The sequence below is a fragment of the Saccharothrix sp. 6-C genome (genome assembly GCF_016695385.1).
GTDB classification, from domain to species: Bacteria; Actinomycetota; Actinomycetes; order Mycobacteriales; family Pseudonocardiaceae; genus Actinosynnema; species Actinosynnema texasense.
In genome coordinates this window covers 2,798,429-2,819,349 of record NZ_CP064192.1, presented here as the reverse complement: position 1 = coordinate 2,819,349, position 20,921 = coordinate 2,798,429, and the positions used below count along the sequence as shown (strand labels likewise).

Sequence of the window (20,921 nt, the reverse complement as noted above, 5' to 3'; positions counted from 1 at the left end):
GCAGGGGGAACCGGTCGGTGCTTGTGGTACGAACGGACCACAGTGCGCTGCCCCGGGTGCGGCTACGGTCGGCCGTGCGGTCAGGGCGACTTCGACCGCGCCCTTCCCGCGCGCACGCGCCGGCCCCGTTCAGCTCGAGGAGTGTCGTTCATGCAGGTCAACCGCACGCTGATCGCTTCCGTGGGCGCGCTCGCGCTGCTGCTGACGGCCTGCGGCGACGCCACCACGGGCACCGCCTCGCCCGGCGCCACCGAGGCGACGACCGAGACCACGACGAGCACCACGAGCACCACGTCGAAGAGCAAGGCGCCCGCCCCGGCCGACGACACACCCGTCAGCGACGTCACCGCGCCCGGCACCGAGCTCAAGGTCGGCGACCGCGCGGTGGTCCCGTTCAAGTACGGCACCGAGAAGAACGGCACGATCGCCATCACCGTCACCGCGATCGACCAGGGCGCCAACGCCGACCTGGCCGCGTTCGGCGAGAAGGCCAAGGGCATCACGCCGTTCTACATCAGGGTGACCGTGGAGAACGTCGGCGGCACCGACCTGTCCTACAGCTCGCTGAGCCTGCGGGCGCTCGGCGCGGACGGCAAGGGCACCGGCGTCATCATCAGCGGCGACACGAAGCAGTGCGAGTCGGAGACGGCGAAGAAGGACTTCACCACCGTGGGCGCGAAGTACGAGACGTGCGTGCTCCAGGGAGCCCGCGAGGGCGCCGCGGTCGCCGCCGCCGGCTACGCCAACGGCGACGGCTACGACAAGTCGCCCATCACCTGGTCCAAGTGACCTCGGGTCACGCCGTCGTCCTCGCCCTCCCGGGGGTCGGCGCCTGGCCGAGCAGGCGTTGCCGGAGCAGGCGGGCCTGCTTGGGCATGTTCCAGCCGAGCACGCCGACCGGCTCGCCCGCGAGCCGGTAGAGCGCGACGAACCGGCGCGCGGTGACGTCACCGTCCACGACGGACACCTCCGCGTCGACGGGCAGCCGGCCGAAGACCTGGAGCCTGGCGTCGAACTGGTCGGTCCAGAAGTACGGCACGGGCGTGTACGCGCGGTCCGCGCCGAGGATGTTGTCGGCCACCACCCCGGCCTGCTCGGTGGCGTTGGTCCGGTTCTCCAGGCGCAGCGACGAACCCAGGTGCTCGTGGTGCCACCGCGCCACGTCGCCGACCGCGTAGACGCCGGCCGCGGCACGGCACCTCGCGTCGCAGACCACGCCGTTGTCGAGCAGCAGGCCGCTGTCGAGCAGCCAGTCGGTGTTCGGGACCGCGCCCAGCGCGACCACGACGACGTCGGCCGGCAGCACGTCGCCGGTGGCCGGCCGCACGCCGGTGACGCGCCCGTCCCGCCCGGTCAGGCCGAGCACGGCGGCGCCGAGGCGCAGCCGGACACCGTGCGCGGCGTGCAGGTCGGCGAGCAGACCGGACACGAGCGGTCCGAGCTGGGCGGCCAGGGGCGCGGGCTGCGGCCCGGCGAGGGTGACGTCCAGGCCGAGGCCGCGCGCCGTGGCGGCGACCTCCGCGCCGAGCACGCCGTCGCCCACCACCACGAGCCGTTCGGCGGTGAGCAGGTCGGCCCGCAACGCGACCGCGTCGCCCACGGTGCGCAGCACGTGCACGCCGCCCAGACCCTCCTGGTCCGGCAGGGTCCTGGGCCGCGCGCCGGTCGCGACGACCACCGCGTCGGCCCGCAGCACGGTCCCCGACGCCGTGCGCACGCCGCGCGCGGCCGGGTCCAGCGACACGGCCGGGTCGCCGAGCACGAACCTCGCGCCCAGCCCGTCGAGCGCGTCCTGGCCGCGCAGCCGGGCGCGTCCGGGCTCCCACGCGCCGGACAGGACGTGCTTGGACAGCGGGGGACGGTCGTACGGCGGGTGCGCCTCGTCGCCGAGCAGGGTCAGCCCGCCGGTGTAGCCCTTGCGGCGCAACGCCTCGGCGGTGGCCAGGCCGGCGGCCGAGGCGCCGACGACGAGCACGTCGGCCACCTCGGGAGCGGGTGTCACGCCCGCTCGCCCAGCGCGATCGCCGCCGCCGGGCACACCTCGGCGGCCTCTCGGACCGCGGCGTGCAGGTGCTCGGCGGGTTCGGGGTCGAGCAGCACCACCACGCCGTCCTCGTCCCGCTGGTCGAACACGTCCGGCGCGGCCAGCACGCAGGAGCCCGCCCCGCAGCACTTGTCCTCGTCCACGGTGACCTTCATCTGTCGCCCTCCTCGGGTCTCGTCGCCGTCACCAGCGGACGGGCAGTTCCTGCAGACCGCCGACGACCAGGCCGTCGACGCGCTCCAGCTCGGCCGCGGGCACGGCCAGCTCCAGGGTCGGCAGGCGGCGCAGCAGCACCTCCAGCACGGCTTGCAGCTCGGTGCGGGCCAACGACTGCCCCAGGCACGCGTGCGCGCCCGAGCCGAACGCCAGGTGCGTGTTCGGGGTGCGCGCCAGGTCCAGCCCGGCGGCGTCGGCGAAGACGTCCTCGTCCCGGTTGGCCGCGGCCAGGTTGCACACCACGGTCGTGCCGCGCGGGATCACGCTGCCGCCGATCTCGGCGTCCTCGGTGATGTAGCGCGGGATGCCGAACCCGGGGTTGGCGTCGGCGCGCAACGCCTCTTCCACCGCCGTGCGCACCAGTGACGGGTCGGCCAGCAGCGCCTCCCACCGCGTCCGGTCGGCCAGCAGCATCCCGACCATCTTGCCGATCATGTTGGCCGTGGTCTCGTGCCCGGCCACCAGCAGGCCCTGCGAGGTGGCCAGCAGCGCCTCGTCCGGCATGACGTGGCCGGCGCCCGCCGCGGCGGTGATCAGCTCGCTGATCAGGTCGTCGCCCGGGTCCGCCCTGGTCGCGGCGATGTGGGCGCTCATGTAGGCGGCGAACTCGGCCTGCGCGGCGTCGATCTCGGCCTGCGCGTAGCGGGTGAGGCTGAGCAGGGTGTTCGACCAGTAGGCGAACTTGTCCCGGTCGCTCTCGGGCACGCCGAGCATGTCGCAGATGACCCACACCGGCAGCGGGAAGCCGAGCGCGGCCTTCAGGTCGGCGGGCGCGCCGCCCGCCACCATGTCGTCGAGCAGCCGCTCGGCCATCGCCTCGATGCCCGGCCGCAGCGCCGTCATGCGCTTGGCGGTGAACCACTTGCCGACCATGCGCCGCCACTGCTGGTGGTACTCCTCGCGCATGGCCTTGCCCAGGCCGCTGTTGAACACGCCACCGGACTCGTTCGCCGCGATCCGGGCCGCGTCCGGCGCGTCGAGGTTGCGGGTGAACCTGGGGTCCGCCAGCACCTGCTTGACGTCGTCGTAGCGGGTCAGCAGCCGGGCCGCGTCGCCGCTGGGCAGCCGGACGTGGGCGACCGGGCACCCCTGCCGCAGCTCGGCCCACTCCGCGGGCGGCTCCAGCGCGGCCGGACCGGGGATCGGGTAGTCCAGCACGTGGTCGGTGTCTCCGAGCGCCACCGCGACCGCCTCCTCGAGCTTGATTCAATCAACTGACTTAAGACTGCCGGCGATCGGCGCACGACGCAACGTGATCGGCCGACCGCGCCCCGGCACCGCTGCGTCACCGGCCGCGGTCGCCCGGTCAGCGGTAGTCGGCGCGAACCCGGAACCAGTAGAGAGGGACGGAGTAGTTCCGCGGAGGTGGAATCACGCGCGCTCGGCACGTCGAGCGGCACCCGGAGTCCGCGGTGGCGCGCCCGTCGACCCGGCAACGTGAGGACTGGCCCATGACGAGGACCGAGGCCCCGGAGCACCCCACGACGACGAACCGCCTCTCGGCCGGGATCGTGGTGGCCGCGCTCGCCATCGCGGCGGCGGTGACGGCCGTCCTCGTCGCCGCCATCGCGCAGCCCCACCCGCTGTGGCTGATCGGACCGGACTTCCGGGTCTACCACGTGGCCGGCTCGGCGGTGCTGCACGGCATCTCGCCCTACGACGTCGCGACCGTGGAGGGGTACCCCTTCACCTACCCGCCGTTCGGCGCGGTGGTGCTCTCCGTCCTGGGCCTGGCCGGCGTCCCCGTCGCGTTCGCCGGGTGGACCTTCGTCAACGTGCTCGCGCTCGAAGCGGCGATCTGGCTGGCCCTCGGGCTGGTGGCGCCCCGGTCGCGGGACCGGCGGGCGAAGGTCGCCCTCCTGGCCGCGGTCGCCGCGCTGCCCCTGGCGCCGGTGATGCTGAACTTCACCGTCGGCCAGATCAACATCCTGCTCCTGCTGCTGCTCGTGGCCGACCTGACCCGCCGGACCGGGCGCTTCCAGGGCGTCGCCATCGGGATCGCGGCCGGGATCAAGCTGCTGCCGCTCATCTTCATCGCCTACCTGCTGTTCACCCGGCGCGTCCGCGCCGCCGCGGTGGCCTCGGCGACGTTCGCGGCCACCGTGCTCGTCGGCTTCCTCGTGCTGCCCGGCCCGTCGGCGCGCTGGGCGGGCGGGCTCGTCGTCGACATCGGGCGGATGATGACGCCGGGCGCGGCGCCGTTCAACCAGTCGATCCGCGGTGTGCTCGCGCACCTGCCCGGTGTGCTGAGCACGCAGTGGTTCTGGCTGGCGTCGGCGGTCCCGGTCGGCGTCGCCGGGCTGGCGGTCGCCGCGTGGGCGAGCCGGCGCGGCCTGGAGGCGGTCGGCATCTTCACCTGCGCCGTCACCAGCCTGCTGGTGTCACCGGTGTCCTGGCCGTTCCACTGGGTGTGGGCGGCTCCCGGGCTCGCCGTCTGGCTGTGGTGGGCCTGGCGGCGCAGCGCAGCGCACGTGGCGGGCGCGGCGCTGACGTGGCTCGTGCTGGCCGCCTCGGGCGTGCTGACGTTCGTGATCGCGGTGGGCGCGCCGACCCAGACCTCCGCGGGCGAGGTGATGGCGGGCACCCTGACGACCGTCATCGTCCTCAACAGCCTGACCGTGGTCGCCGGCATCGTCTTCCTCGCCGCGCTCGCCGTCGCGCTGCGGCGCGCCGAGCGCCGGCCCGGCCCGCTGACGTCCCCGTCCTGAGCGCTAGCCCCGTGTCGCGGCCTCGTAGACCGACGCGAACTGCCGTTCGAGGGCCTTGTGCAGGCCGGCGCGCCAGTCGTCGGCCAGGCCCTGCGACAACGGGTCGGGGAAGATGTCCTCGGCGCCTTCCTCGATCCCGTCGAGGATGTTGCGCGCCACCAGTTCCGGTGACGCCTTCTCGGCGATCTCCAGCCCGGCGGTCATGTCCGTGTCCACCGGGCCGGTGAGGATCGAGTGCACGCTCACCCCCCGGGACGCCAGGATGGCGCGCAGCGACTGGGACATCGCGAGCACGGCCGCCTTCGAGATCGAGTAGGACGCGCTCAGCGGGAGCGCCACGAAACCGTTCACCGAGATGTTGCTCGCGACGGCGCCGCCGCCCTCCACCAGCTTGGGCAGGAACGCCATGGTCACGTCGCGCACGCCGTAGAAGTTGACCGCGAGCATCCGGTCGAGCAGCTCCCGGTCCGCCAGGTCGTCGAACTCCAGGACGCCGGCGTTGTTGACGAGGACGTCGAGGGTGTCGACCCGCTCGACGGCGGCGCGGATGTGCGCGGCGTCGGTGACGTCCAGGGTGACCGGCACGACGCGCCCGTCCGGGTGCGACAGGGGTCGGCGGGTGCCGGCGTAGACCCGCGCGACGCCCCGCCGCAGCGCCTCCTCGACCAACGCCTTCCCGATGCCGCGGTTGGCCCCGGTCACCAGGACCGCCTTGCCCGTGATGTCCATGCTGCTCCTCGCGTGGGGTGGACGACCGGAATCGGCCCGTGCGCTCCACGTTATGGTCGGGGCCTGCCCGGAACTACTCGCGGATTGCCTCCGCGCCCATCGGACGAAATTTCCGCGCACCCGGCCGGAATGTGCCGGGGAATGCCGAAAACGGCCGGGGAACCGTCGCCGCGGCCTTTCGAGAATGCCGTCCGCGCCCGCTACCGAACCGCGGCCCCGACGCGCGGGCGCAGCCCGAACCAGACGAGCACGATGCCGGTGAACGTGAAGACGACGTTCACCGCCAGGGCCAGGTGGATGCCGGCCAGCTCGGTGCTCCCGGTGGCCGCGACCGCGCTGAGGACGGGGATGCCGATCGTGATGGCGACCTGCTGGGTCATCGAGGTGAGGCCGGTGGCCAGGCCCTGCTCCTCGTTCGGCAGACCGGACGTGCCGGTCACGGTGTAGGCGACGATGGCCGCCACGTGGCCGAAGAAGCCGACGAACAGCGCCGGCAGCAGGATGACCAGGCCGAGGCGGTCGGCGCCGACGAACACCAGCGGCACCGTCGCGAGGGCCTGCACGGTCATGCCGGCGACCAGCACCTTGCGGTAGCCGTGCCGGCCGATGAAGCGCCCGGCGACCGGCCCCGCGAACACCGCCGCCAGCCCCGGCACGCCGAAGACCAGACCGGTGACCAGCGGGGTGAGCCCCAGGACGCGCTGCAGGTACAGCGTCATCAGGAAGATCATCGCCGTCTCCATGGTGAGGATGACGAGACCGGCGTAGTTGCCCCACTTCACCGTGGGGCGCCTGAGGATCCGCACCGGCGTCAACGGCGCGGCGGCACGCAGCTCGATCACCCAGAACGCGGCCAGCAGCACGACGCCGACGACCGCCGCGGCGACGCTGCGCTCCACGATCGCGTAGACCACGGCCAGCAGACCGCCGGTCACCGCGACCGCGCCGGGCACGTCCGGCTTCACCCGCTCCGGCTTCCTGCTCTCGCCGATCAGCATCGGCGTCGCCACCAGGATCAGCACCGCGACGGGGACGTTGATGAAGAACGCGGCGCGCCAGCTCAGCAGGCTGACCATGGCGCCGCCGACGAGCGCTCCGACGGTGAAGCCACCGGACTGGAGCGCGCCGTTGAGGCCCAGGACGCGGTCGCGCCGCGCGCCTTCCTCGAACGTCGTGGTCAGCAGGGACAGCGCCGCCGGGATGGTCATGGCGGTGGACAGCCCTTGGAGGGCGCGGGCGCTCAGCAGCATCCCGGGGTTGGTGGCGAAGCCGCCGAGCAGCGACGCGCCGGTCAGCAGCACCATGCCGGCCAGGAGCAGCCGGCGCCTGCCGAACAGGTCGGCCAACCGCCCGAACAGCAGGGTGAAGCCGGCGGCGGGCAGGGCGTAGGCGGAGGCGATCCACGGCAGCGCCGACAGGTCCAACCCGACGCCCTCGCCCACTTGGGGCAGCGCGACGTTGAGGATGGAGAAGTCGACGGACAGCATGAACCCGGCGCCGAGCAGGATCAGCAGGACCAGCCGCTCGCGACCGGTGAAGCGGGCCGGCGAGGTGGTGATCTCGGCGGTCAAGAGGTGTTCCCTTCTCCAGGAGCCGGCGTGGTCGACCTCGGCACGTCTCCGGGCCGGGCGCGCACCGCGAGAACCCTTCGGTCGCCACTGACCGCAATCGGATGGTTGCACACAGTGCGCAGGATGCGCAACTCATGAGTTGCACTCACCTCTGCCCGGCGACCAGCGCGAACCCACCCGAGGAGTGGTCGCACTCCGATGCGACGCCGATCCGCATCACCCGGACGACGCAACACCGGGCGCCCGCCTGCCGACTGAATGGCGCGACACCCCACTGCGCCGCCCTTAACAGACACCCACGCCCGGACGACACATTTTCCGGGCGAAGGGCAACCTGGAAGAAGCACTGACCGGTTCCGTAATACACGATGGCCATTACCGCACACCCGATGGAGACGTTCGCCCACGCCGCTTGGAATACCCGGCGAAATCGCAGAACGCGGTGGCCGCCGGCGTGCCCGGACGTTGGGAAGAGGATTGCGACGTGACGAGGAACAATGACCTGAAGATTTCGACGAGGACCTCCGCGGGCGCCACGCGGTCCGCCGTTCCCACCGACGCCGAGCTGGCCCGGTCGTTGGGTGGCGGGTTCCGCAGCGACCACGTCACCGTGGACGGCCTGCGCCTGCACTACGTCGCGGGCGGCACCGGCAAGCCGTTGCTCCTGCTGCCCGGCTGGCCGGAGACCTGGTGGGAGTTCCGCAAGGTCATGCCCGCGCTCGCCGCCGCCGGGCACCGCGTCATCGCGGCCGACCTGCCGGGCATGGGCACCTCCGCCAAACCGGCCGGCGGCTACGACAAGAAGAGCATGGCCACCGCGGTCCGCGGCCTGGTGCGGGCCCTGGGCTACGACCGGGTCGACATCGCGGGCCACGACATCGGCGCGCAGATCGCGTTCAGCTTCGCGGCCAACCACCCCGAGGCCACCGGCCGCATCGCCATGCTCGACATCCTCCACCCGGACGAGTCGGTGTACGAGCTGCGCATGGTGCCCCTGCCCGGACAGCCCTACCACCCCTGGTGGTTCGCGTTCAACCAGGTCGCCGGGCTGCCCGAACGGCTCCTCGCGGGGCGCTCGCGGCTGCTCGTCGACTGGATCTTCGACAACTTCCTGCTGAACCGCGACGCCGTCGGCGAGCTGGACCGCGCGGTGTACGCGCACCACTACGACGACCCGGACAACATCCGGGGCGGCAACGCCTGGTACGGCACGTTCGGGCAGGACGTGGTCGACCTCGCCGACTACGGCCGGGTGACGGCGCCGGTCCTGGGCATGGTGTCCAACCTCGCCGACGGCGCCTTCGCCGCGCAGATGCGGGCGACCCTGCCCAACCAGGCGACGGACGTGCGGGTCGTCGTCGTCCCCGACTCGGGCCACTACCTGGTCGAGGAGTCACCGCAGACCGTGATCGACCACTTCACCGAGTTCTTCGCCTGAACCCCGGAGCCCGCGGGCTCCCGTCCGGCCGTCCTACGCGGGGTCGGCGGTGTGCGGCGCCGTCCACAGCCCGGTGATCGCGTCGATCAGGCCGTTCGCCGTCTCGTCCCAAGTGGACCTCGGCGTCTCGGTCCCCTCCGCGAGCGCCCGTTCCCGCTCGGCGCACACGTGCACGATGAGGTGCCGGACCATGCCGGCGCGGTCCTCGCGCACGTCCGCGGGCATGTCGGGCAGCAGTCCGATCAGGTTCTCCACCACGTGGCGCAACGAGTCCTCGGCCAGCGCCTCCTCGGCCAGGATCACCCGGAACGCGGGGTCGGTCATCACCTGCGCGCTGAACCGGGCGAACCAGGTCGGGTCGCCCGACGAGGCCAGGTAGGTGGTCACCGGGCGGACCAGGCAGGCCACCCAGTCGCGGACGTCGCGCGACCCGGCGACGGCGGCCACCGCCTCCCGCCGCGACGACTCGATGCGGGAGGTGTGCCGGAGCATGATCGCCCGCACGAGGTCGGCCTTGGCGCCGAAGTGGTAGCCGACGGCGGTGTTGTTCCCCTGCCCGGCGGCGGCGCTGATCTGCCGGTTGGACACCGCGTACAGGCCCCGCTCCGCGAACAGCCGTTCCGCCGTGGCGAGGATCTGCTGCCGCGTAGCTCCGACCTGCTCCGCCCTGGGGGTCCTGCCGACGTCCGCCGCCACGGTCGACACCGTACCGGGACGAGCGCCGCCCGACGCGTGACCGACCGACCTCGTGCCGGGGTTCGGCCTTCTGCGCGGACCGGATCAGGTAGACAGAGGTGGTCGACGCGGCCGTCGACGTCGACTGGGAGGAGAACGCCATGGCCCCGGTTTCCGTGGTGACGGGCGCCGGTTCGGGCGTGGGGCGCGCGGTCGCCCGCGCGCTGCTCGACGCCGGTCACCGGGTCGCGCTCGCCGGGCGGCGCGCGGACGCGCTGGCCGGGACCGCCGACCGGGCGCCGGCCGGGCACGTCCTGGTCGTGCCGACCGACGTCACGGTCGAGGCGTCCGTCGACGCGCTCTTCACCACCGTGCGCGAGCGGTGGGGCCGGGTGGACCTGCTGGTCAACAACGCCGGGACGAACGTGCCCGCGACGCCGCTGGAGGACTTCACCGTCGAGCAGTGGTCCAGGGTGGTCGACACGAACCTGACCGGCGCGTTCCTGTGCGCCCGCGCCGCGTTCCGGGCGATGCGCGAGCAGGACCCGCAGGGCGGCCGGATCATCAACAACGGCTCGGTCTCCGCCCACACCCCGCGCCCCGACGCGGTGGCCTACAACGCGAGCAAGCACGCCATCACCGGGCTGACGAAGTCGATCTCCCTGGAGGGCCGCCGCCACCGCATCGCCTGCGGCCAGATCGACATCGGCAACGCCGCGACCCCGTTGACGGAGCGGATGTCCGCCGGGGTCCGGCAAGCCGACGACTCGATCGCCGCCGAACCGACCATGGACGTCTCGCACGTCGCCGACGCGGTCCGCTACATGGCCGGCCTGCCGCTGGACGCCAACGTGCAGTTCATGACGGTCATGGCCACCACGATGCCCTTCATCGGCCGCGGCTGACCCGCCCGGGCGCCGGCCCGATCAGCCCTTCAGCACGGCGGCCAGGTCGCGGATCGTGGCCGGGCCGACCTGGCAGCAGCCGCCGACCAGCCGGGCGCCGCCCGCCACCCAGCCGGCCACCCGCGCCGGGTCGAAGGCCGGTGCGCCGGTCCAGCTCCGGGTGGTGGCGTCCCAGCTCTCGCCGCTGTTCGGGTACACGACGACGGGTTTGCCGGTGACCTCCCGGGCGGTGGCCACGGCCTCGTCGACGTCGGCCGGGTCGCAGCAGTTGACGCCGACCGCGACCACCTCGGCCACCCCGCGCACCGCCTCGAACGCCTCCGCCAACGGCTGGCCGGCGCACGTCCGCGCGCCCCGCGCGCTGTAGGACAGCCACAGCGGGACGCCCGACCCGGCGACCACCCGCAGCACCGCCTCCGCCTCCTCCACGTCGGGGATCGTCTCGACCGCGAGCACGTCGGCCCCCGCCTCGGCCAGCACCTCGATCCGGGGCCGGTGGAACGACTCCAGCGCGCCCGGTCCCAGGCCGTACCGGCCGCGGTACTCCGAGCCGTCGGCGAGCATCGCGCCGTAAGGTCCCACCGACGCCGCCACCCACCGCGGCCCGTCCACTTCGGACGCGGCGCGGCGGGCCAGCGCCACGCTGTCGCGCAGCAGGCCCGCCGTCTCCGCCGCGGTGAGCCCGCGGCGGGCGAAGCCCTCGAACGTGGCCTGGTAGCCGGCCGTGATCGCGACCTCGGCGCCCGCCCGGTAGTAGGCCAGGTGCGCGGCCGTGATCGCGGCCGGGTCGGTGAGCAGCAGGCGGGCCGACCAGAGCGAGTCGGACAGGTCGTGGCCGGCGGCCGTGAGCGCGGTCGACAGCCCGCCGTCCACCACCACGACCCGGCGGGCCAGCACGTCGGTCAGCCGTTCCTCGGACACAGCCCGACCCTACATACCGGGCACCGGTCGGTCTTCCCGACAGCCGTCACACCCGACTCCCGGCCCGGACGGCGCACCGCGCGGACCCCCGCACGGCCGGCCGTCAGGCGGAGCGCGCGGCGGCGACGAACTCCCGCATGAGCCCGTGGTCCTTGACCCCGCGGCTCGCCTCGATGCCGCTCGACACGTCCACACCCCACGGCCGGGCGCGGACGACGGCCTCGGCGACGTCGTCCACGCCGAGACCACCCGCGAGCAGCCAGTGGCCGTCGGGTCGGGCGCCGTCGAGCGCGGACAGGTCCCACCGGTGGCCGGAACCCGCCTCGGGCGAGTCCAGCAGGAGCATCTGCTCGCCGTAGGCGCCGACCCGCACGTCCGTGTCCGCGGTCAACGTGACCGCCCGGACCAGCGGCACCCCCGCCGCGGCGAGCTCGTCGAACGCGGCACGCGGGTAGTCGCCGTGCAGCTGCGCCGCCCCGACACCGGACTCCTCGACGAGCCGGCGCACGTCCGCCGCCGCCACCCCCCTGAACACGCCGATGGTCAGCACGTGCGGCGGCGCCTCGCGCACCAGCCGCCGCGCGGTCGCGGGATCGACCTGCCGGACGCTCGCGCTGAGCACGAGACCGACCGCGTCCGCCCCCGCGTCCGCGGCGGCGGCGACGTCGGCCGGTGTGCGCAGTCCGCACAACTTGACGTACATGGCGCGAACAGTAGCGGTGGGCTTCCCGTGCCCGGACCTCGTGGTGATAGTGGAGTCGTGCTGCGTTCCCCGCGGCGGGGAGGCGGCGCGCGCGTGCGGCAGTGGCGGGAGCTGGTCGGGCGGGAGCCCGAGGCGGCGGTGGCGGCCGAGGTGCTCGACCGGGCGCGGGCGGGCTCGGCCTGCCTGGTCGTGTCCGGCGAGGCGGGCATCGGCAAGTCCGCGTTGTGGGAGCACGTGCTGCGGGACGCCGAACGGCGCGGGTACGCCGTGCTGGCCTGCCGGCCCGCGGAACCGGAGGCCCGGCTGTCCTACGGCGGCCTGATCGACCTGGTCGACCGCGTGGACGACGAGCTGATCGCCCGATTACCCGGGCCGCAGCGCACCGCGCTGGACGTCGCGCTGCTGCGCCGCGATGCCGAGCACGGGCCCGGCGACCCGCGCGCGGTGCACGTGGCCGTGCTCAACGTCGTGCGGGCGATGGCCGCGACCGCGCCGGTGGTGCTGGCCGTGGACGACGCGCAGTGGCTGGACGAGCCGACCGCCGCCGTCCTGGGGTACGTGGTGCGCCGGCTGGCCGACGAGCACGTCGCGGTGGTCGTGTCGGCACGCCCGCCCGACGTCCCGCTCGGCCTGGCCGCCCGTGACGACCTGGCGCACCTGCGGCTGGCCGGGTTGAGCGTCGGCGCGCTGCACCGGCTGGTCCGCGCGCACCTGGGCACGCCGCTGCCCCGGCCGACGCTGACCCGCCTGCGCCAGGCCAGCGGCGGCAACCCGTTCTACGCCTTGGAGATCGCCCGCGCGCTGCCCGATCCCGGCGAGGTCGGCGCGTTCGGCCTGCCGCTGCCCACCACGCGCGCGATCGAGGAGCTGCTCGCCGACCGGCTCGCCGTGCTGACCGACCACGGCCGGGACGCGCTGCTGTGCGCGGCGGCGTTGTCGCACCCGACCGTCGACCTGGTGCGCCGGGCGTCGGACGACCCGCGCCGGGCCGAGGACGCGCTGGTCGACGCCGAGGACCGCGGCGTGATCGAGATCGTGGCGGGCGCGGTCCGGTTCACCCACCCGCTGCTCAGCTCGACGTTGCTCGCCACCGCGTCGGGCAGCGGGCGCAGGCGGGTCCACCGCAGGCTCGCCGGGGTCGTCGACGACCCGGAGCCCCGCGCGCTGCACCTCGCGTTGAGCACCGACGGCCCGGACCCCGCGGTCGCCGACGCGTTGGACGAGGCCGCCCGCAGCGCCCAGGCCCGCAACGCGCCCGACGCGGCGGCCCGGTTGTGGGAGCTGGCCGGGACGCACGCGGCCGACCCGCGGCGACGGGCCGTCCTGCTGGCCTCGGCGGTGGTGTGCCGGTACTACGCCGGTGACGCGTCGGGCGCCCGCAAGCTGCTCGAGTCGTTCGACGTGGAGGACGTCCCGGCGGGTCCGGAGCGGGCGGCGGTGCTGATCGACCTGGCGGTCGTGGTGTTCTTCGAGGACGGCCCGGTGCGGGCGACGGCGTTGACCGACCAGGCGTTGGCCCAGGTCGGCGACGACCCGCTGCTGCGGGCGTCCGCCTACCTGCGGCGGTCGTTGTTCTGCCAGCACGACACCCGGCTGCGGTGCCGCAACACCGAGCAGGCGTTGGAGGCGATCACGGGCCACGAGGACGCCGCGCCGAGCGACCTGGTGGCGTGCATCCTGATCACCGGCGCCTACTACCGGCTGCTGGCCGGGGTGGGGCTGTTCGCCGACGACGTCGAGCGCGGCGCGGCGTTGGTGTCGGCGACCGGCCAGACCCGTGAGGCGCGGATGGCCCGCAGCACCCTGCGCGTGCTGACGAAGTACCTGGACCCGGTGCGGGGACGCGCGCTGGTCGAGGCGGCGCACCGGGAGGAGGTCGCGCGCGAGGACGAGGCGGTGGCCGTGCACGGGCTGGTGCACCTGGCCGAGCTGGACGTGTGGCTCGGCGACTGGGCGCGGGCGGGGCGGCGGGCGGCGGAGGCCGTGGAGGCGGCGGAGCAGTCCGGGCAGCGGCCGTGGTTCGCCTACGCGCTCTACACCCGCGCTCTGCTGGACGCGCACCGCGGCCGGTGGGAGCAGGCGCGTGAGGCGGCGACACGCGGGTTGGAGGTGGCCGCGGAGCTGGACGACCCGTGGGTCGCGGTGCACCAGCGTGCCGTGCTGGGGTTCGTCGAGCTGTCCCGGCGCGACCCGGGCGCGGCGCGCGGGCACCTGACGGCGGCGGTGGCGCTGTGCGCGGAGGTCGGCATGGCCGACTTCCCGATCAGCACCCTGTACGGCGACCTGGTCGAGGCGGTGGTCGAGCTGGGTGAGCACGCCGAGGCGACGCGGCTGCTGGCCGAGCTGGAGGAGCGTCGCGACCGGGCGCCACGTCCGTGGATCGCGGTGGTCGCGGCCAGGTCGCGGGCGCTCGTGCGGATGGCGTGGGGCGACCCGCAGGACGCGGAGGAGGCGTTGGCGGCGGCGGCCGAGGCGGCGGACCTGCTGCCGATGCCGTTCGAGCGGGCCCGCACTGACCTGGTGCGCGGCCGGGTGCTGCGTCGGCGGCGGTTGAAGCTCGCGGCGCGGGAGGCGCTCCTGGCGGCACGGGAGGTGTTCGACGGGCTGGGCGCGCCGTCGTGGGTGGCGGAGGTCGACGCCGAGCTGGCCACGCTCGGGCTGCGCCGCGGTGACGAGCACGAGCTGACCGCCGCGGAGCTGCGGATCGCGCGGTTGGTGGCGGCCGGGATGAGCAACCGGGAGGTCGCCGGGGCGGCGTACGTGACCGAGAAGACGGTCGAGGCCCACCTGACCCGCATCTACCGCAAGGCCGGTGTGCGCACGCGTCGCGAGCTGGCCCGGCTGGACTTCCTGCGCCAGGGGTAGCAACTGTGGGGTCGCTCCCCGATGCGCCGGCGGGGGCGCGGGGGTGAGAGTGCCCGCATGACCGTTGTCGGAGTGGAGCGGCCGACCAGGCTCTTCCTGGCGGAGTGCTACCTGCACGCGGCGAACCCGCGTGAGGTCGCCGCCGCGATGGCCGCGGTGCGCGCCGCCGCCGACCTGTGCGCACCGCCCGTCGTCCTGCGGTGCTGCCTCGCCGTCCCGGGTGACGACAGCTACTTCGGCGTCTTCGCCGCCGACGACGCCGAGGCGCTGGAACGGGTCTTCGACCGGGCGGGGGTGTCCTTCGAGCGGATCGTCGAAGCCTCCGCCGTGCCACTCGACCGGATCACCGGGCCGACCGGTCCCGAGTCCGCCCGCATCGGGTGACGGTGCCCCCGGCGGGGGCGGTGCTCAGGGGGAGCTACCGCCACCGCCGGCGATGACCGGTGGACAGCGGACCCACGTCCGCTCCCGCCGGACGGGGCCGGTGTCAACTCTGGGGGCTGGCACCGGCCCCACACCTCACGACCTCCCCCGCCGCCGTGACCGCCGCCACCGAGGTCGCCGGCGGGCCGCCCGACTGGCGATACTGGGCCGGTGACCGCGAAGGAGCCCCGCCTGGAGATCGAGTACTGCACGCAGTGCCGCTGGTTGCTGCGCGCCGGCTGGACGGCGCAGGAGCTGCTGACCACGTTCACCACCGAACTGGGCGAGGTCGCTCTCATCCCGGGCACGGGCGGCGTGTTCGACGTCCGGCTCGACGGCGAGACCCTGTGGTCCCGCAAGGCGCAGGACGGCTTCCCCGACCTGGCCGCCCTCAAGCAGCTGGTGCGCGACCGCATCGCCCCCGACCGCGACCTCGGCCACACCGACCGCCACCGGAAGGCCGCGGACCCGGCGACCGCGGACTGAGCAGCCGGTCACCCGATCGAGCGACGACATGGGAACGGGGCCCCGCGCGCGAACGCGGGGCCCCGTCCTCGGTGGAGCGTGGTTCAGCTGGTCGGGAAGTTGTCCGGCGTGCTGATCCGGCTCTTGAGCAACGCGCCGGAGTCGGTGAGCACACCGCTGCCGGAGTAGTCACCGCCGTTGCAGGTGCCCGGGCGGAACGCGGCGCTGCTCTCGTTCGCGTCCGAGTACGTCCAGTTCGCGTAACCGATCTTGAGCTGGTCCAGCAGGTCCAGCCAGGCGGTGGTGCTCGCCCGGTCGAACGTGCCGCCGCCGGTGGCCAGGACGGTGCCGAACTCCGTCACGAACAGCGGCAGGCGCTGCGCGGCACGGCTCACGGTCGCGCGGTAGTTGTCCTTGTGGCTCGCGGCGTAGAAGTGGAACGCGTACATGATGTTCGTGGCGTTGACCGGGTTGTTGACGACCTCGGTCTCGCTGGAGCCCTCCGACACGCCGAGCGACGACCAGGCGCGCGTGCCGACGATGACGACGGCGTCCGGGTCGGCGGCGCGGATCACCGGGATGACCTGCTCGGCGTAGCTCTTGATCGACGCCCAGCTCACGCCGTTCGGCTCGTTCGCGATCTCGTAGATCACGTTCTTCTTGCTCGCGTTGCGCTGCGCGACGGCGGCGAAGAAGGTCTTGGCCCGGTCGATGTTGTAGTTCGGGTCACCCGGCGTGAGGATGTGGAAGTCGATCATCGCGTACATGCCGCGCGCCTCGGCCATGTCGACCAGGCTGTTCACCCGGTTGGTGAACCCGGACGGGTTGGTCTCGTAGCCCTGTTCCTGCACGTACATCGCGATGCGGAGCAGGTCGGACTTCCAGTCGTTCGCCAGCGCGTCCAACGAGTTGTTGTTGTAGCACTTGTCGAACCACTGGATGCCGTGCGTGCTCATGCCGCGCAGCTGCACCGGGCGGTTGTACTGGTTGCACAGGTTGACGCCGCACACCCGCAGCTGGCCGTTGATCTCGACCGGGTTGCGGCCGACCGGCGGGTTCGTCGTCGTGGTGGTCGTCGTGGACGTGGTGGACGTGCCCGTGGTCGAACCGGTGCACGCGACGCCGTTGAGCGCGAACGACGTGGGCGTCGGGTTGCTGCCCGAGTAGGAGCCGACGAAACCCAGGTCGGTCGACGCGCCGGTGGACAGCGTCCGGTTCCAGTCGACGTTGGTGGCGGTGGCCGTGGAGCCGGACTGGGTCCAGGTGGCGTTCCAGCCCTGGGTGACCCGCTGGGAGCTGTTCGGGAACGCGACGGTCAGCGACCAGCCGCTGACCGGGTCACCGAGGTTGGTGACCTTGACGCCCGCCTGGAACCCGCCGGACCACTGGCTGGTGACGGCGTAGTCGACCTTGCAGCCCTGGGCGGCGGCCACGGCGTTCGGCAACATCGTCGCCGCTGAGCCGAGTGCCACCGCGCAAGCCGCGAGCAGTGCGGTGGAGCGCTTCACTGAGCCCCTCCTCATCTCGAAGGATGCCTGGGAGCGCTCCCAGACCCGCCGGGAACGTACACCGGGACACGCGCGCTCGTACAGAGCCTGTCTCACACCCTGACATTTCGCCGTGACGCTCCGTGTCGGCCGGTCAGCGTCCGATCAGCGGAAACCGGCCTGGGCGCACCGGCGGCAGACATGGGCCGACGCGGCGACCACGCCGTGCGACGCGGTGGCCGGCACGGCGGCGGCGCGGCCGGTCCGGCGGGTCTGGGCGACCAGGCCGTCGCGCACCCCTCCCGCATCATCGCGGCCTTCGCCCGCGGCGGGCCGGGCAGCGCCGCGGCCAACGCCGCCAGGTGGTCCTCGACCGGTCGACGCGCGGCGCTCGCGTGGCGCGCCTCGCGAACGGACCCAGGTCCAGGACCGCGCCGATCATCGCGGTGAAGTCGCGCCCCGGCTCGACGACGAGGCGTGACGTGCGCGGCGGCGGAGGGTCGACCGCGCGAAGCCCGGTGCGGGGACGACGCGGGTCCCCGCACCGGGCTTCGACCGGAGCGACTTCAGTCGTGCGCGATCAGCCGGCCGTGCACCTCGGCGAGATGCCCGAGGCCGAACCGGTGCCCTGGAAGCCGAACTCGGTCGACATCCCGGCCGCGACGCGACCGTTGTAGCTGACGTTGCGCCACTGGACGGTGCCGCTGGTGCCGGAGCGCTCGGCGCTCCACGCGTTGGTGACCGCCACGCCGGACGGCAGGTCGGTCGTGACCGTCCAGCTGTTGATCGCCGACGAGCCGGCGGTGACCTTCACCGTGGCGACGAAGCCGCCGTTCCACGAGTTCAGCGACACCGAGGCGGTGCAGCCGCCGTTACCGGGGATCGTGGTCGTCGTGGTGGTGGGGTCGGTCGGGTCCGTCGTGGACGTCGTCGTCGACGTGGGCACGGTGGAACCGCCGCTGTTGAGGGCGTTCAGCGTGGAGGTGTAGGCGGCCTTCTTGTTGCCCGAGCCGTCGAACAGCAGCGGGGTGCCCGAGGCGCGCCACGAGTCGGTGTCCCGGATGCCCCACACGGTGATGCCGGTGCAGCGCGTTACCGCGAGGCAGGCCTTGACGACCCGCTCGAAGTTGGCCGCCTGCGCGGAGCCGGAGCCCTCGATGTCCAGCTCGGTGATCTGCACGTCCACACCGAGGGCGGCGAAGCTCGACAGCGTGGTCTGGTAGTTGCCCGGCACCGGGCTCTGGCTGTTGAAGTGCGACTGCAGGCCCACGCAGTCGATCGGCACGCCGCGCTGCTTGAAGTCCTGCACCATCCGGTAGACGGCCTGGGTCTTCGCGTGCGTCCAGTCGTCGGTGTTGTAGTCGTTGTAGCAGAGCTTCGCGCCCGGGTCGGCCGCCCGCGCCGCGCGGAACGCCGCCTCGATCCAGTCGTTGCCCGTGCGCTGCAGGTTCGAGTCACGACGCCCGCCGCCGGAACCGTCGGCGAACGCCTCGTTCACCACGTCCCAGGCGTAGATCTTGCCCCGGTAGTAGGTGGCGACCTGGGTGACGTGGTTGAGCATCGCGTTGCGCAGCGCGGTGCCGGACATGTTCTGCATCCAGCCCGGCTGCTGCGAGTGCCACGCCAACGCGTGACCGCGCACCCGCATGCCCTGGGCACGGGCGTGGTTGACGATCCGGTCGCCGTTGCCGTAGCTGAACTGGTTCTGGTTCGGCTCCGTGGCGTCCATCTTCATCTCGTTCTCAGCCGTGACCATGTTGAACTCACGGTTGAGGATCCCGACGTACGTCGAGTCGCTGAGCCTGTTCGCGGCGACGGCCGTGCCGAAGTAGCGACCCGACTCGGCCGCGGAGGCGCCGAGGGTGGTCCCGGCGTTGGCCGACGTCGCCAGGAGCACCGCGGCGCCCGTGGTGGCGGTCACCAACGTCGACACGAGTGCCGCTCGCAACACTGACCTCGATGTCAGCTTCATGTTTGCACCTTCTGAGAGCACCTGCGGGTTCGGCAGGTGGTGGGGGTGGTTGCCGGGTCGACCCGAACCGCCGGGGCGGGGTGGTCCGGATCCGCACACTTGGCGAGGGAGGGCCCGGTGCCACGGGATTCCTCCACGCCAACGACAGGTCGTTGAGATGGTCCTCCAGAGCGTGCGCAGCGCAGGCGGACACCATCGGGGGCGGCACCCGACCGTGCCCGGCCTGAAACTTTTAGAAGTATTAACCGAAACAGATAGGTCTGGCAAGCACCGAAACGCGGCATCCTTGCGGGCCCACATCGGCCCGTAAGGGACAGTTCGGCAGGTCAACAGCCGGTCGAACTCGTCCACAACGACGTGTTCCGACTCGACCGACCAGGTCGAAACCCCTGTTTAGACACCATGTTCCGACAACCTGAACCGATACTGACCGAAGTGGTCCGACCGCCGGAGCCATATTCGGCAACCTTCGAAACTGTTCGAAAGAAGATTCGCAACTTTATCGGCGACCTGGTCCGAACACCGGCAGCCGGATTGCGCCGATCGCACCTGTCGGCCAGTGGCTACAGCGGCCAGCCCGTGTACGCCTCGGCGAGGTGCGTCGCGGCGGCCGTGCTGGAGGTGATCAGCTCCAGCTCGCCGAGCTGCCGCTTGACGTCGAACGGCGAACCGGCCGGGTCGGTGTGCAGCATCGACGTCATCCACCACGAGAAGTGCTGCGCCCGCCACACCCGCCGGGCCGCGGTCGGGCCGTAGGCGTCCAACGCCCCGGTGGACCCGGTGGCGAAGTACTCCTCCAACGCGCGGGCGAGCACCACCACGTCCGCCACGGCGAGGTTCAGTCCTTTCGCGCCGGTGGGCGGCACGACGTGCGCCGCGTCCCCGGCCAGGAACAGCCGGCCGTGCCGCATCGGCTCGCACACGTAGCTGCGCATCGGGATCACGCCCCGGTCGAAGATGCGGCCCTCCGCCAGGCTGAACCCGTCGCCCGCGACCCGCGCGTTCAGCTCCGCCCAGATCCGGTCGTCGCTCCAGTCGTCGGCGCGCTCGTCGGGGTCGCACTGGAAGTACATCCGCTGCACCTGGGGCGTCCGCGTGCTGATCAGCGCGAACCCCCGGTCGGAGTGGGCGTAGACCAGCTCCTTCGAGGACGGTGGCGCCTCGGCCAGGATGCCGAACCAGCCGAACGGGTAGGCGCGGAAGTAGTCGGTGCGGTCGCCGTCGGGAATGGACCGCCTGCTGACGCCCGACGAGCCGTCGCAGCCCGCGATCACGTCGCAGCGCAGCTCGACCCGCGTGCCGTCGGCGTCGGTGAAGGAGAGGACGGGCTCGTCGGACGTGATGCCGCGCAGCGCCACGTCGCTCGCCTCGAACCTGATGTCGGCGCCCGCCGCGAGCCGTGCCGCGATCAGGTCCTTGAGCACCTCGTGCTGCGGGTACAGCCAGACCGCCCGGCCGGTGAGGCCGCTGAAGTCGACCCGGTGACCGCGGCCGCCGAACCGCAGCTCGATCCCGTCGTGCCGGGCGCCCTCGGCCAGCACACGCGCGCCGACACCCATGGCGGTCAGCAGCTCCACCGTGCCCTGCTCCAGCACGCCGGCGCGGATCGTCTGCTCGATCGCCGCACGGCCGCGCGTCTCGACCACCACGGAGTCGATGCCGCGTTCGGCCAGCAAGTGGGACAGCACCAGGCCGGCGGGACCCGCGCCGACGATTCCGACTCTCGTTCGCATGGGTCAAGCCAAGGACGGCGTGCGGCCGTTCGCCAGGATCGACTTCCACTGGGTGAAAGTGGCGGT

19 protein-coding genes are annotated in these 20,921 nt (G+C 73.0%); 7 read left to right on the top strand and 12 right to left on the bottom strand.

The window, feature by feature from the left end; translation table 11 throughout:
- Positions 1 to 150 precede the first annotated feature (150 nt).
- A complete protein-coding gene (locus IOD16_RS12620) occupies positions 151 to 789 on the top strand; it encodes a hypothetical protein (RefSeq protein WP_123747809.1) in 639 nt (212 codons plus the stop codon).
- A 7-nt stretch (positions 790 to 796) separates the two neighbouring features.
- Here the strand turns inward: IOD16_RS12620 and IOD16_RS12615 are convergent, their stop codons facing one another.
- From IOD16_RS12615 to IOD16_RS12605, 3 genes are read right to left on the bottom strand one after another with little or no spacing between them, the layout of a single operon-like run.
- Positions 797 to 2,002 (bottom strand): NAD(P)/FAD-dependent oxidoreductase, encoded by a 1,206-nt coding sequence (locus tag IOD16_RS12615; protein WP_201440192.1) that lies wholly within the window; start codon positions 2,000 to 2,002, stop codon positions 797 to 799.
- The gene (locus tag IOD16_RS12610; RefSeq protein WP_201440191.1) at positions 1,999 to 2,199 is read right to left on the bottom strand and encodes a ferredoxin; all 201 of its coding nucleotides are present in this window, start codon (positions 2,197 to 2,199) and stop codon (positions 1,999 to 2,001) included. Before IOD16_RS12610 ends, IOD16_RS12615 begins: the two co-directional genes overlap by 4 nt.
- 28 nt (positions 2,200 to 2,227) lie before the next feature.
- Complete coding sequence (locus IOD16_RS12605; protein ID WP_201440190.1) at positions 2,228 to 3,442, bottom strand: cytochrome P450; 1,215 nt, start codon at positions 3,440 to 3,442, stop codon at positions 2,228 to 2,230.
- A gap of 269 nt (positions 3,443 to 3,711) precedes the next feature.
- Between IOD16_RS12605 and IOD16_RS12600 the strand changes: the two genes are divergently transcribed.
- The gene (locus IOD16_RS12600; protein WP_201440189.1) at positions 3,712 to 4,968 is read left to right on the top strand and encodes a glycosyltransferase 87 family protein; all 1,257 of its coding nucleotides are present in this window, start codon (positions 3,712 to 3,714) and stop codon (positions 4,966 to 4,968) included.
- A gap of 3 nt (positions 4,969 to 4,971) precedes the next feature.
- Here IOD16_RS12600 and IOD16_RS12595 read toward each other — a convergent pair whose 3' ends face one another.
- Both IOD16_RS12595 and IOD16_RS12590 read right to left on the bottom strand, forming a co-directional pair.
- Positions 4,972 to 5,697 carry an SDR family NAD(P)-dependent oxidoreductase gene (locus tag IOD16_RS12595; protein ID WP_201440188.1) on the bottom strand — a complete coding sequence of 242 codons (726 nt, stop codon included), beginning with the start codon at positions 5,695 to 5,697 and terminating at the stop codon, positions 4,972 to 4,974.
- Positions 5,698 to 5,897: 200 nt separating this feature from the next.
- Positions 5,898 to 7,268: an MFS transporter gene (locus IOD16_RS12590; RefSeq protein ID WP_201440187.1), complete on the bottom strand. Its 1,371-nt coding sequence runs from the start codon at positions 7,266 to 7,268 to the stop codon at positions 5,898 to 5,900.
- 484 nt (positions 7,269 to 7,752) lie between these two features.
- Here IOD16_RS12590 and IOD16_RS12585 point away from each other — a divergent pair, with 484 nt between their 5' ends.
- Complete coding sequence (locus IOD16_RS12585) at positions 7,753 to 8,706, top strand: alpha/beta fold hydrolase (RefSeq protein ID WP_236594938.1); 954 nt, start codon at positions 7,753 to 7,755, stop codon at positions 8,704 to 8,706.
- Between the two features lie 33 nt (positions 8,707 to 8,739).
- Here IOD16_RS12585 and IOD16_RS12580 read toward each other — a convergent pair whose 3' ends face one another.
- Positions 8,740 to 9,402, bottom strand: a complete 663-nt coding sequence (locus IOD16_RS12580) for a TetR/AcrR family transcriptional regulator (RefSeq protein ID WP_201440186.1) — start codon at positions 9,400 to 9,402, stop codon at positions 8,740 to 8,742.
- Positions 9,403 to 9,542: 140 nt separating this feature from the next.
- Between IOD16_RS12580 and IOD16_RS12575 the strand changes: the two genes are divergently transcribed.
- Entirely contained in the window at positions 9,543 to 10,286 is a 744-nt protein-coding gene (locus tag IOD16_RS12575) for an SDR family oxidoreductase (RefSeq protein WP_201441328.1), read from the top strand.
- 21 nt (positions 10,287 to 10,307) lie between these two features.
- Here IOD16_RS12575 and mmuM read toward each other — a convergent pair whose 3' ends face one another.
- Positions 10,308 to 11,207, bottom strand: coding sequence for a homocysteine S-methyltransferase (gene mmuM / locus IOD16_RS12570; protein ID WP_236594937.1), 900 nt, complete (start codon positions 11,205 to 11,207; stop codon positions 10,308 to 10,310).
- Between the two features lie 103 nt (positions 11,208 to 11,310).
- Complete coding sequence (locus IOD16_RS12565) at positions 11,311 to 11,910, bottom strand: phosphoribosylanthranilate isomerase (RefSeq protein ID WP_201440185.1); 600 nt, start codon at positions 11,908 to 11,910, stop codon at positions 11,311 to 11,313.
- Between the two features lie 57 nt (positions 11,911 to 11,967).
- Between IOD16_RS12565 and IOD16_RS12560 the strand changes: the two genes are divergently transcribed.
- The 3 genes from IOD16_RS12560 (at position 11,968) to IOD16_RS12550 (ending at position 15,684) form a co-directional block, all read left to right on the top strand.
- Positions 11,968 to 14,775: an ATP-binding protein gene (locus tag IOD16_RS12560; protein WP_201440184.1), complete on the top strand. Its 2,808-nt coding sequence runs from the start codon at positions 11,968 to 11,970 to the stop codon at positions 14,773 to 14,775.
- Positions 14,776 to 14,832: 57 nt separating this feature from the next.
- The gene (locus IOD16_RS12555) at positions 14,833 to 15,159 is read left to right on the top strand and encodes a hypothetical protein (RefSeq protein WP_148088704.1); all 327 of its coding nucleotides are present in this window, start codon (positions 14,833 to 14,835) and stop codon (positions 15,157 to 15,159) included.
- Between the two features lie 210 nt (positions 15,160 to 15,369).
- Positions 15,370 to 15,684 (top strand): SelT/SelW/SelH family protein, encoded by a 315-nt coding sequence (locus IOD16_RS12550; protein ID WP_123742081.1) that lies wholly within the window; start codon positions 15,370 to 15,372, stop codon positions 15,682 to 15,684.
- An 83-nt stretch (positions 15,685 to 15,767) separates the two neighbouring features.
- Here the strand turns inward: IOD16_RS12550 and IOD16_RS12545 are convergent, their stop codons facing one another.
- From IOD16_RS12545 to IOD16_RS12535, 4 genes are all read right to left on the bottom strand, one after another.
- Complete coding sequence (locus IOD16_RS12545; protein WP_201440183.1) at positions 15,768 to 17,171, bottom strand: cellulase family glycosylhydrolase; 1,404 nt, start codon at positions 17,169 to 17,171, stop codon at positions 15,768 to 15,770.
- A gap of 144 nt (positions 17,172 to 17,315) precedes the next feature.
- Positions 17,316 to 17,447, bottom strand: a complete 132-nt coding sequence (locus tag IOD16_RS40950; RefSeq protein WP_268957705.1) for a hypothetical protein — start codon at positions 17,445 to 17,447, stop codon at positions 17,316 to 17,318.
- A gap of 283 nt (positions 17,448 to 17,730) precedes the next feature.
- Entirely contained in the window at positions 17,731 to 19,122 is a 1,392-nt protein-coding gene (locus tag IOD16_RS12540) for an endo-1,4-beta-xylanase (RefSeq protein WP_201440182.1), read from the bottom strand.
- A 563-nt stretch (positions 19,123 to 19,685) separates the two neighbouring features.
- Positions 19,686 to 20,855 (bottom strand): 4-hydroxybenzoate 3-monooxygenase, encoded by a 1,170-nt coding sequence (locus IOD16_RS12535; protein ID WP_201440181.1) that lies wholly within the window; start codon positions 20,853 to 20,855, stop codon positions 19,686 to 19,688.
- Between the last annotated feature and the right edge of the window lie 66 nt (positions 20,856 to 20,921).

Bases quoted from the DNA above. Each gene is read 5' to 3' on its own strand.
- IOD16_RS12620 (WP_123747809.1), top strand. From the start codon at position 151: ATGCAGGTCAACCGCACGCTGATCGCTTCCGTGGGCGCGCTCGCGCTG.
- IOD16_RS12610 (WP_201440191.1), bottom strand. From the start codon at position 2,199: ATGAAGGTCACCGTGGACGAGGACAAGTGCTGCGGGGCGGGCTCCTGC.
- IOD16_RS12600 (WP_201440189.1), top strand. From the start codon at position 3,712: ATGACGAGGACCGAGGCCCCGGAGCACCCCACGACGACGAACCGCCTC.
- IOD16_RS12595 (WP_201440188.1), bottom strand. From the start codon at position 5,697: ATGGACATCACGGGCAAGGCGGTCCTGGTGACCGGGGCCAACCGCGGC.
- IOD16_RS12575 (WP_201441328.1), top strand. From the start codon at position 9,543: ATGGCCCCGGTTTCCGTGGTGACGGGCGCCGGTTCGGGCGTGGGGCGC.
- IOD16_RS12565 (WP_201440185.1), bottom strand. From the start codon at position 11,910: ATGTACGTCAAGTTGTGCGGACTGCGCACACCGGCCGACGTCGCCGCC.
- IOD16_RS12555 (WP_148088704.1), top strand. From the start codon at position 14,833: ATGACCGTTGTCGGAGTGGAGCGGCCGACCAGGCTCTTCCTGGCGGAG.
- IOD16_RS12540 (WP_201440182.1), bottom strand. From the start codon at position 19,122: ATGAAGCTGACATCGAGGTCAGTGTTGCGAGCGGCACTCGTGTCGACG.
- IOD16_RS12535 (WP_201440181.1), bottom strand. From the start codon at position 20,855: ATGCGAACGAGAGTCGGAATCGTCGGCGCGGGTCCCGCCGGCCTGGTG.